The sequence below is a fragment of the Azospirillum mesophilum genome, assembly GCF_053470405.2.
The window spans coordinates 23,483-32,969 of record NZ_JBPXMQ020000054.1; the positions used below are offsets into that span (position 1 = coordinate 23,483).

At 68.8% G+C, this 9,487-nt stretch carries 12 protein-coding genes; 8 read left to right on the plus strand and 4 right to left on the minus strand.

Annotated features, from left to right (window positions below):
• Positions 1–73: 73 nt before the first annotated feature.
• A complete protein-coding gene (locus ACSVC7_RS29230; RefSeq protein WP_448207052.1) occupies positions 74–1,300 on the minus strand; it encodes an ABC transporter substrate-binding protein in 1,227 nt (408 codons plus the stop codon).
• A 144-nt stretch (positions 1,301–1,444) separates the two neighbouring features.
• On the opposite strand from ACSVC7_RS29230, the gene ACSVC7_RS29235 reads away from it, so the two are divergent.
• The 4 genes from ACSVC7_RS29235 (at position 1,445) to ACSVC7_RS29250 (ending at position 4,556) form a co-directional block, all read left to right on the plus strand.
• A complete protein-coding gene (locus tag ACSVC7_RS29235) occupies positions 1,445–2,851 on the plus strand; it encodes a tetratricopeptide repeat protein (RefSeq protein ID WP_448207051.1) in 1,407 nt (468 codons plus the stop codon).
• Positions 2,852–2,951: 100 nt separating this feature from the next.
• Positions 2,952–3,674, plus strand: a complete 723-nt coding sequence (locus ACSVC7_RS29240) for an endonuclease III domain-containing protein (RefSeq protein ID WP_448207050.1) — start codon at positions 2,952–2,954, stop codon at positions 3,672–3,674.
• A gap of 93 nt (positions 3,675–3,767) precedes the next feature.
• Positions 3,768–4,229 (plus strand): cupin domain-containing protein, encoded by a 462-nt coding sequence (locus ACSVC7_RS29245; RefSeq protein ID WP_448207049.1) that lies wholly within the window; start codon positions 3,768–3,770, stop codon positions 4,227–4,229.
• 84 nt (positions 4,230–4,313) lie between these two features.
• Positions 4,314–4,556, plus strand: coding sequence for a DUF1178 family protein (locus ACSVC7_RS29250; protein ID WP_448207048.1), 243 nt, complete (start codon positions 4,314–4,316; stop codon positions 4,554–4,556).
• A gap of 285 nt (positions 4,557–4,841) precedes the next feature.
• Here the strand turns inward: ACSVC7_RS29250 and ACSVC7_RS29255 are convergent, their stop codons facing one another.
• Positions 4,842–5,738: a peptidoglycan-binding domain-containing protein gene (locus ACSVC7_RS29255; protein WP_448207047.1), complete on the minus strand. Its 897-nt coding sequence runs from the start codon at positions 5,736–5,738 to the stop codon at positions 4,842–4,844.
• A 229-nt stretch (positions 5,739–5,967) separates the two neighbouring features.
• On the opposite strand from ACSVC7_RS29255, the gene ACSVC7_RS29260 reads away from it, so the two are divergent.
• Positions 5,968–6,240 (plus strand): hypothetical protein, encoded by a 273-nt coding sequence (locus tag ACSVC7_RS29260; protein WP_448207046.1) that lies wholly within the window; start codon positions 5,968–5,970, stop codon positions 6,238–6,240.
• A gap of 3 nt (positions 6,241–6,243) precedes the next feature.
• On the opposite strand, the gene ACSVC7_RS29265 is transcribed toward ACSVC7_RS29260, so the two are convergent.
• Entirely contained in the window at positions 6,244–6,642 is a 399-nt protein-coding gene (locus tag ACSVC7_RS29265) for a hypothetical protein (protein ID WP_448207045.1), read from the minus strand.
• 121 nt (positions 6,643–6,763) lie between these two features.
• Positions 6,764–8,212: a GH1 family beta-glucosidase gene (locus ACSVC7_RS29270; RefSeq protein WP_448207044.1), complete on the minus strand. Its 1,449-nt coding sequence runs from the start codon at positions 8,210–8,212 to the stop codon at positions 6,764–6,766.
• A 115-nt stretch (positions 8,213–8,327) separates the two neighbouring features.
• Here ACSVC7_RS29270 and ACSVC7_RS29275 point away from each other — a divergent pair, with 115 nt between their 5' ends.
• The 3 genes from ACSVC7_RS29275 to ACSVC7_RS29285 form a co-directional block, all read left to right on the plus strand.
• Complete coding sequence (locus tag ACSVC7_RS29275) at positions 8,328–8,522, plus strand: twin transmembrane helix small protein (RefSeq protein ID WP_448207043.1); 195 nt, start codon at positions 8,328–8,330, stop codon at positions 8,520–8,522.
• Positions 8,523–8,539: 17 nt separating this feature from the next.
• Positions 8,540–9,109, plus strand: a complete 570-nt coding sequence (locus tag ACSVC7_RS29280; RefSeq protein WP_448207042.1) for a cob(I)yrinic acid a,c-diamide adenosyltransferase — start codon at positions 8,540–8,542, stop codon at positions 9,107–9,109.
• 143 nt (positions 9,110–9,252) lie between these two features.
• Positions 9,253–9,487, plus strand: a 235-nt coding sequence (locus ACSVC7_RS29285) for an electron transfer flavoprotein subunit beta/FixA family protein (protein ID WP_483508989.1), incomplete at its 3' end; no start/stop codon positions are given.

The window sequence follows — 9,487 nt, forward strand, 5'->3', positions numbered from 1 at the left end:
GCCCTGGATTCCCGCCTGCGCGGAAATGACGATCAGTGGCTTTTTCCCCGCAAGACCAACTGGCTGAAGACGATTACCGCTTGCCCCAGCCCGGCGCCGGGAACACCGGGTCCATCTCGGCCGAGCCCTTGGGCAGGACCACCGTCGGGCGCAGGTCGCGGTTCTGGATGCAGGCGGAGATGAGGTTGGCGTTCTGGCCCTTCTCGTCGAAGGTGATCGCCGGGCCGACCATCATCTTGTCCTTCAGGTTGGTCTGGCGCAGCGCGGTCAGCAGGGCTGCGGGCTCCGCCGTGCCGGCGCGCTTGAAGGCGTCGGCGGCGACCAGGATGGCCTCCAGCGTGAAGGCGACGTTGAAGGCGTAGCCTTCGAACCGGTCGTTCGGATACTGCTTCTTGAAGGCGGCGGCCACGCGCTGGGTCAGTTCGGCCTTGGGATCGTACCAGGGCAGGTTGGTCATGGCGTAGTCCGCGTACTTGCCCAGCACCTTGTAGAACTGTTCGTCATACAGGCCGGGCGAGCCGGGGGAGACGATGCCCTTGGGCTCCCACCGCTGCTTGACCATCTCGCGCACCATCATGATGGCGTCGTTGGCGCGGGTGGTGACGATGGCGAGTTCGGCGCCCGTGCCCTTGGCCTTGGCCACCTCGACCGACAGATCCTGCGCCTTCGGGTCGTAGGAGATCGAATCGACGATGGTGAAGGGCATGTTCAGCGTCGGGAACAGGGCGTCCATCGCCTGCCGGTTGGCCATGCCGAAGGTGTCGTTGGCGTGCAGGAACACCGCCGTCTTCGGCGTGGTGCCGGTCGCCGCGAACAGGTCCTTCATCAGCGCCAGCCCATTGGTGATGAGCATGGTGGAGGTCGGGAAGTTGCGGAAGACGGTCTTGTAGCCCTGCTCCGTCAGCTTGTCGGCGGCGGCGATGTTCATCACCAGCGGGATGCCGCGCTGTTCGCAGACCTGGGCGGCGGCGGCGGTCTGGCCGCTGTCGAAGGCGCCGACGATGACGTTCGCGCCGTCGTTGATCAGCTTCTCCGCGCGGGAGCGCGCCACGTCCACGTTCGATTCGGTGTCGGCGGACAGGATCTCCAGCTTGTAGCCCAGATCGCCGAGCACGGCGGTCGCGATGTCGGCGCCGCGCTGGCAGGCCTGCCCCGCCTGGGCCAGAAGGCCGGAGCGCGGCAGCAGCACACCCACCTTCAGCGCCGCCGCTTGCGCGAAGGCCGGCGCCCGGCCGAAGGCGGCCAGCGCGCCCACCGCCGCGGCGGCGGCGCCGAACCGACGGCGGGTCAGTCCTCCCATCGAACCATTCCTGCTGTTCGTGATGTCGTTCATTCTCGGGTGCTTCCCTGCGGCGTGGTCCTGGTCGGGATGATTTCCCCGCACGGGGCGATGTGTCAAAGTGGAATCACCCGACAGAGGCATACCCGCGTACGGATCCCCCATATGGCGACCCTTCAGGAGGCGCTCGACGCCGCGCTCGACCATCTCAAGGCCGGCCGGCGGGCCGAGGCGCAGCTGCTCTATGGCCGCATCCTGGACGCCGATCCCGACAACGCGGAGGCGCTGCACCGGCTGGGCCTGCTCACCGCGCTCGGCGGCGACGCAGCGCGGGGGATGGCGATGATCGCCCGCTCGGTCGCGCTGGATGGACGGGACGCCGACGCGCATTTCAATCTGGGCGCCCTGCTCCATGTCGCCCTGCGGACGGAGGAGGCCATCGCCAGCTACCGCCGCGCGCTGGAGATCCGCCCCGACTTCCCCGACGGCGAATACCACCTCAGCGAAGCGCTGCAAGCCATCGGCCGCATCGGGCAGGCGCTGGACGTGCTGGAGCGGCTGCTGGACCGTCACCCGCACTTCGCCCCCGGCTGGCGGCAGAAGGGCGACATCGAGGCGGACCTCGGCCGCCCCGGCGCCGCCGTGCATTTCTACGAAATGGCCCTGTCGCTCGCCCCCGACGACGAGGGCGCGCGGGAGAAGCTGACCGCGCAGGCGGCGGCCTTCCGCAGCCGGCGCGCGGCGCTGGACGCGGCGGGGCCGGACGGGCGGCTGGACCTGCGCGACACCACCTTCCTCATCCCTTTCCGTGCCGACAGCGACGACCGCAAGCGCAACCTGCGCTGGATCGTCGCCTTCATCCTGAAGCACGCCGACACCACCGTCCTGATCGGGGAGGACAAGGCGGGGCCGAGCGACGTGGCGGACGCCCTCGGCCCCGACCTCGCCACGCGCTGCCGCCACCTGCAACTGACCGGCAACGACACGCCCTTCACCCACAAGGCGCACCTGATCAACCGCATGGTCGAGGCGGCGGAGACGCCCATCGTCGCGCTGCACGACACCGACATCGTGGTCGACCCCGTGCAGTACGCCCTGGCCCGCGACGCCGTGCTGGGCGGGGCGGCGATGGCCTTCCCCTACAACGGCCTGTTCTTCTGGGTGCTGGGGCGGGAGGTGCACCGATTCGGCCACACGCTGTCGGCGGCGCCGCTAAATGCGCTGTGCCCGCGCTTCGCACTGATGCACCGCAATTCGCCGGGCGGCGGCGCCTTCTTCGACCGCGCCACCCTGCTGGAGTCCGGCGGCTACAACGAGAATTTCGTCTCCTGGGGCTATGAGGACGACGAGATCGTGGAGCGGCTGCGCCGCCTCGGCCTGCGAGTGGAGCGCGTGCCGGGGCCGCTCTACCATCTGGAGCACGCGCGGCCGGAGAACTCCAGCGACCAGAACCCCTTCATCGCCGCCAACCTCGCGGAGCTGGAGCGCATCCGCGCCATGGACGGCGATGCGCTGCGCGCCGACATCGCCGCCGGCCGGCTGCGCCGCCCCCTCTTCTCCAGCGCCGGCTGACGGGAGTCGCGGGAAGAGGAAGCGGGGGGCGAAAAATCGCGGAGCAACAAGCCCCTGTGCGGCGTTGTGTCCCTGCCCCTTCACCAGCCCGTGCCCCGCCATGCCCACGCGCCACGCGCCCGTGCCCCCCGGTGGAAAGCCCCCCAACCGGATCTTCGCCGACAAGGAACCCTTCGACATCGACGAGGCCTTCCGCCGCCTGCGCCTCGCCGTGGCGGACCTTCCCAAGGCCGCCATGTTCGCCCTGCGCGACCGGGGCTACGACAGCCCGTTCGAGCAGCTGGTGGGCAGCCTGATCTCCGCCCGCACGCGGGACGAGACGACCATCATCGTCTGCGAACGCCTGTTCGCCGTCGCCCGCACGCCGGGACGGATGGCCGCGCTGCCGGAGGCGGAGCTGGTCCGCCTTCTGAACGGCGCCACCTTTCCGGAGCAGAAGGCCCGCGACATCCTCGCCCTGTCCCGGCGCATCGTCGCGGAACACGGCGGCTTCGTGCCCGACACGCCGGACGCGCTGATGGCCTTCCGCGGCGTCGGCCCGAAGATCGCGGCGCTGACTCTGGCCGTCGGCTTCGGCATCCCGGCGGTGGCGGTGGACGTGCATGTGCACCGGATCACCAACCGCTGGGGCTACGTCGCCGCCCCGACTCCGGAACGCACCATGGTCGCCCTGATGGAACGGCTGCCCCGTCCCTATTGGGTGGAAATCAACGAGCGGCTGGTGCCCTTCGGCAAGTGGGTCTGCACGGGGGAACGCCCGCGCTGCTCCACCTGCCTGATGCTGTCCATGTGCCGACAGGTTGGAGTGACCACTCACCGATGAACATCATCGGTTGACCATGGCGCAAGCCCATCCGTATTTTAGGGGAATTTCAATTCGTGAACACAACCCCACATCGGATACGGAGCTGACGCCATGACCTTCACCAATGGTACGGTCTTTACCGTGACGTTCACCAAGGGGCTGCTTCTGGCCGCCGGAATCCTCGCCGCCGCGTCCGGCACCGCCATGGCGCAGGACAAGGCCGCGGCGCCGGGGCCGGTCGCCAAGACGCTGCTGGAAGCCACCACGTCGAGCGACGGCGTGCCGCTGGCCTATCCCACGGGCAAGCCGCAGATCACCGCGCGCCTCGTCGAGCTGCCGCCGGGCGGCGAAATCGTCCGCCACCGTCACCCCATGCCGCTGTTCGTCTACATCGTGGAAGGCGAACTGACCATCAACGGAGACGGGCTGGAGCCGCGCCGCTACAAGGCCGGCGACGCCTACATGGAGTTGGCGACCTGGCACCGTGGCACCAACGAGACGGACAAGCCGGTGCGCCTGCTGTCCGTCTATTCCGGGGCCGAGGGCCTTCCCCTGTCCGAGCGCCCGCACTGACGTCCGCTGGCTTGACCCACATCATCGCGGACGGCAGAAGAAGGCGCTCTTTTTCGCCGTCCATTTCGGTCAAGGGATTCCGCGATGATCGTTTACGCCCTGCACTGCGCCTGCGGCCATGATTTCGACCAGTGGTTCGACAACATGGCCGACTACGACGCCAAGAAGGCCGCCGGCCTGCCCTGCCCGTCCTGCGGCGGGACCGAGGTGTCGAAGGCGATCATGGCCCCGCGCGTCGGCAAGGCCAAGGCCGAGCCCGCGCCGATGCACGCCTGCAACCCGGTCGGCTGCGGCAACAGCATGTGCCCGATGGCCGCGATGGCGTGAGTGTCCGGTCCCCTCCCCTGCGACAGCGTACGGGAAGTGGCTGAACATAAAGAAAAGCCCTTCTCCCCCCTGGGGAGAAGGGTTGGGATGAGGGGTCGTTACGCCCGGTAGGGCGGAGAACATCAGTTTCCGGCCGGCTTTTGACGGCGCCACCCTCACCCCAACCCCTCTCCCCTCAAGGGAGAGGGGCTTTTCTATTCAGCTATTTGCCATGTATGCGACATCCGCGCATGCCATAGCACTCTCGCGTGAGTGGGTCAGGGTGGGGGCATTCGGAGAAGGGGCTTACCGCCGCCCGCGCCCGCCGCTGGTCAGAGGCGGCAGGGCACCCGTGGTCAGCTCATCGCGGCGCTTGCCGCCAAAGGACGGCTCGCGGCGGGTTTCGCGCGGGGCGTCCTCGCGCGGCGCGGTCTTGGCGGCCGAGGCCCGACCGCTGCGCCACCAGCCGAAGCCGATGCCGCCCACCGTCAGGGCAAGGATGCTCATCACCACATAGCGCAGGCTGTTGGTCACCCAGGCCGGCAGAAGAGAGCCGCTGTCGGCCGGCGGTTCGACCACCGGGGCCGGTTGGCCCGACGGCGTCGTGGCGGTGACGTTGGAGCGCGGTGCCGCCTGCGGCACCGGCCCCTGCGTGGTGGTGCTGGCGGGAGCCGATTGGCTCACCGGCGCGCCACCGCCCGCGGCGGTGCTGGACGAGGACGAATGGCTGGTGGCGGGCGGGCCGGCGCTGAACTGGGCGCCGCCGCCGAACTCACCGCCGGTGCTGTCGATCCGCTGGGTCGGGGCGGCGCGCGGTACGACCTCCTTCTGCGGCTCGCGCGGGGCCTGCCCCGGCCCGCCGCCGCCCACCCGCTGCTGGGCGAGGTTGCCTACGGTCGGCGCCGCCTTGCCCTGGCGCTCCGCCATCATCTTGCTGACCGTCGCCTGGTCGAGTTCGCCGGTCACCGGCAGCCCGGCCGAGGACTGGTATTTCCTGAGCGCGGCCTTCGTCTCCGGCCGCAGTTCGCCGTTGGCGCGGCCGCCGATGTCGTAGCCCTTTTCCTTCAGGATGGTCTGCGCCCATTGCACGTCAGCGGTTTTCTGCGCCCAGGCCGGCGCCACCACCAGCGCGTTCCCCGCCAGAACCGGCACCACAACCGCCAGCGCCACCGCGCGGCGCGCGCGACGCGAACCACCCGACATGCCATCCTCCGTCCGAAAAATCCGGCCACAAACGCTCATGCGCCTAAGTGTTACCAGATTGCGGCGGATTTCCGGGCGCGATTTTTGTGCGCCTGCGTTGCGCAAGCTTCACAGTGACGCATCCGCTTCACCCAATCATCCATCCGGTGCGCGCGCATTCCCCTTCCGTTAACCTTCGCGCTGACAAATTCGTGGTAATTTGGAGTCCGTGCGGGAGGAGGGTCGAGCCATGGCGACGCGGAAGCTTGCGGTTTTGAAGCTTGCGGTATTGCTGGGCGGAGCGCTGACGCTCGCCGCCTGCGGAAGCACCCCCACCTACCGGGAATGGACCGCCACCGAGTCCACCGCCACCGCCGCCTACGACGAATGCACGGAGCAGGTGGACATCACCATGCGCCTGCGCGGCTACCCCTACCGCCCGCTGCCCGAGACGCCGCAGTTCCAGTACCGCAAGGAAATCTTCGCCCAGTGCATGCGCCGCAAGGGCTACGCCGCCGAATAGCGGTCAGCGCGCCGGCAGCCCATAGCGCAGATAGGCCAGCGCGCCCGCCAGCAGCCCGAGGGCAATCACCGCCACATAGAAGCGCAGCGGCAGCCGGACCTTCTCCCCCGCCCGCCGGACCCTGGGCGCCGGTTTCGGCGCGGGCCTTGCCCGGCCGCCCTTCTGCGTGGGGTCGTACAGCTCGATGAGCTTCCAGTTGAACTCCATGCCCTCGAAGGACGAATCGGCATTGTAATCCAGCTGGATCAGCCGGAAGAAGGCCCGCGGGTTCACGCGGATCATCAGCTCGAACCGGGCGCGGGCGTGGTCCAGGTCCTCCCCCACCTCCAGCGTCTTCCAGCCTTTGCCGCGCGCCTTCTGAATGGCGAAACGGGTCGGTTGGGCGGCGGGATTGGGCGGCATGAGGCGGGGGTGCCGTGGACGGGGAAAGGCCGCGCTTGATAACACGAAGATCAGACGATCAAAAGATCGGAAGAAATTTCATCGTTTGATCTTCTGCGCTTTTGACCTTCGTGTTCCCGCCTTACACAGCGGTCGGCACGCCGTTCTTGCGGATCACCCCGGCGTACCAGTCGTAGCTGGCCTTGGGCGTGCGCGTCATGGTCTTGCGGTCCACCTGGACGAGGCCGAAGTGCCGGCGGTAGCCCTCCGCCCATTCGAAATTGTCCAGCAGGGTCCAGACGAACCAGCCCTTGAGGTTCGCGCCCTCGTCGATGGCCTTGCGGGCGGACAGCAGGTGGTCGCGGATGAAGGCGATGCGGTCGCCGTCCTCCACCCGGCCGTTCGCGCCGACGGTGTCCGGGTAGTCGGCGCCGTTCTCCGTCACGTAGACGGGCGGGTTGCCGTATTCCTCCTGCAACTCGCTGAGGATTTCGGCAAGGCCGTCGGGCTCGACCGGCCAGTCCATGCCGGTGCGCCGCGTGCCCTCGGGCGGAGAGCCGTAGCCGGTGCCGAACAGGCCCCCCGGATCCGGCTGCTGGTGCATGCGGCTGTAGTAGTTGACGCCCAGGAAGTCGATGGGCTGGCGGATCGTCTCCAGGTCGCCCGGCTTGATCAGCGCCGCGAAGTCGCCCTGAAGCAGCTCCGGATAGCTCCCCTTCAGCAGCGGATCGAGGCAGGAGCGGTTCCACACCGCGTCCCACAGCAGCGACGCCGGATAGTTGGCGTCCAGCCCGCCGACCGGCCAGACCGGCTGCAGCGACAGCACGGTGCCGAGCAGCCATCCCTTACTTCCCCCCATCGCGCGCAATGCCTTCAGCGCCGTGCCCTGGGCGAGATTCTGGTGGTGCAGGGCCTTGAAGACGTTGGCCTTTCCGGTCATCCCCGGCGCGTGCGAGCCGTAGCCGTGGCCGAAGATCGCGTGGACGGAGGGCTCGTTCAGCATGCACCAATGCTTCGCGCGGTCGCCGATGCGCCCGGCGACGATCTGCGCGTAGTCGGCGAACCAGCCCGCGATGTCGCGGTTCGTCCAGCCGCCCTTGTCCTGTAGCGCCTGCGGCAGGTCCCAGTGGAACAGGCAGGGCCAGGGCTCGATCCCCTTCGCCAGCAGCGCGTCGGTCAGCCGGTCGTAGAAGTCCAGGCCCTTGGCGTTGGCCGCCCCGGTGCCCGTCGGCTGGACGCGCGGCCAAGCGACCGAGAAGCGGTAGGCGCGCATGCCGGCCCGCGCCATCAGCTCCACATCCTCGGCATAGCGGTTGTAATGGTCGCAGGCCACGTCGCCGGTGTCGCCGTCCGCCACCTTGCCGTAGGTGTGGCTGAAGCTGTCCCACACGCTGGGGCCGCGCCCGTCGGCGGTCACCGCCCCCTCGATCTGGTAGGCGGCGGTGGAGCAGCCCCACAGGAACCCCTCCGGAAAGGCCGTCACCGTTTCGGCCGGCTGGGCCAGCGCGGCTCGCCGGCCGGCCAGCGGGGCGCCGGCCAGCGACGCCAGACCGGCCGCCGCCGTCGCTTTCAGGAAACTGCGCCGCCGCATGCCCAACCCCTTCCTCGCCAAAAACCGTCGGGCGTCAATGTAAGGAGATGGCGGCAAGACGCAACCGTGCGCCGCCGGGATAGGCGGCGTCCGTGAGCCACGCTATATTGAGTCCATGAATGAGCTTTTCGCGATCCTCCTGATCCTCGCGCTCGGCGCGGTCGTGGCCTCCCTGTTCATCGGGCTGTTCTTCATGGCGCGCGGGGGCCAGGGCGATTCGCGCAAGTCCAACAAGGCGATGCGGCTGCGCGTCATGTTCCAGGGCGTGGCGCTGGTGCTGTTCCTTCTCGCCATGCTGACACAGGCCTGAAGGGGGCTGAGGGGATTATGGTCAAGCTGACGCGCATCTACACCCGGGGCGGCGACACCGGCCAGACCTCGCTCGGCGACGGCACGCGCGTGCCCAAACACGACGCGCGCGTCGCCGCCTACGGCACGGTGGACGAGGCGAACGCGGTGGTCGGGCTGGCCCGGCTGCACACCGCCGGGATGCCGGAGGTCGACGCCATGCTGGCGCGCATCCAGAACGACCTGTTCGACCTGGGCGCCGACCTCTGCACGCCCGACGATCCCGATCCGAAATACCCGCCGCTGCGGGTCCTGGAGTCGCAGGTGGACCGGCTGGAGGCGGAGATCGACGCCCTGAACGCGGAACTCGCCCCGCTGACCTCCTTCATCCTGCCGGGCGGCTCGGCGGCGGCGGCGCACCTCCACCTCGCCCGCACGGTGGTGCGCCGCGCCGAGCGCCACATGACCGAACTGGCGGAGGTGGAGGCGATCAACCCCGTGGCGATCCGCTACGCCAACCGCCTGTCCGACCACCTGTTCGTGCTGAGCCGGACGGTCAACGACAAGGGGGCCGGCGACGTGCTGTGGGTGCCCGGCGCCAATCGATAGGGCGCCTTGCCTCAAGCTTAGGCGACGTTGACAGCCAAAACCGCAACTCCTATGGTCCCACCGCTGTCACAAGCGGCCAGTTTTGGCGTTCGCCCGTGGCTCGACCCGGGGGCGCGCCCCAAATCGAAGAAAAAGGGTGGGATATGAAGGTCCTCGTCCCGGTCAAGCGGGTGGTCGATTACAACGTCAAGATTCGCGTGAAGGCGGACGGCTCGGGCGTTGAGACCGCCAACGTGAAGATGAGCATGAACCCCTTCGACGAGATCGCCGTCGAGGAGGCCGTGCGCCTGAAGGAAGCCGGCAAGGCGACCGAGGTCATCGTCGTCTCCATCGGCCCGGCCACCGCGCAGGAGACGCTGCGCACCGCGCTGGCCATGG

Coding starts and splice junctions, on each gene's coding strand:
- ACSVC7_RS29230 (WP_448207052.1), bottom strand. CDS start 1,300: ATGGGAGGACTGACCCGCCGTCGGTTCGGCGCCGCCGCCGCGGCGGTG.
- ACSVC7_RS29235 (WP_448207051.1), top strand. CDS start 1,445: ATGGCGACCCTTCAGGAGGCGCTCGACGCCGCGCTCGACCATCTCAAG.
- ACSVC7_RS29240 (WP_448207050.1), top strand. CDS start 2,952: ATGCCCACGCGCCACGCGCCCGTGCCCCCCGGTGGAAAGCCCCCCAAC.
- ACSVC7_RS29245 (WP_448207049.1), top strand. CDS start 3,768: ATGACCTTCACCAATGGTACGGTCTTTACCGTGACGTTCACCAAGGGG.
- ACSVC7_RS29250 (WP_448207048.1), top strand. CDS start 4,314: ATGATCGTTTACGCCCTGCACTGCGCCTGCGGCCATGATTTCGACCAG.
- ACSVC7_RS29255 (WP_448207047.1), bottom strand. CDS start 5,738: ATGTCGGGTGGTTCGCGTCGCGCGCGCCGCGCGGTGGCGCTGGCGGTT.
- ACSVC7_RS29260 (WP_448207046.1), top strand. CDS start 5,968: ATGGCGACGCGGAAGCTTGCGGTTTTGAAGCTTGCGGTATTGCTGGGC.
- ACSVC7_RS29265 (WP_448207045.1), bottom strand. CDS start 6,642: ATGCCGCCCAATCCCGCCGCCCAACCGACCCGTTTCGCCATTCAGAAG.
- ACSVC7_RS29270 (WP_448207044.1), bottom strand. CDS start 8,212: ATGCGGCGGCGCAGTTTCCTGAAAGCGACGGCGGCGGCCGGTCTGGCG.
- ACSVC7_RS29275 (WP_448207043.1), top strand. CDS start 8,328: ATGAATGAGCTTTTCGCGATCCTCCTGATCCTCGCGCTCGGCGCGGTC.
- ACSVC7_RS29280 (WP_448207042.1), top strand. CDS start 8,540: ATGGTCAAGCTGACGCGCATCTACACCCGGGGCGGCGACACCGGCCAG.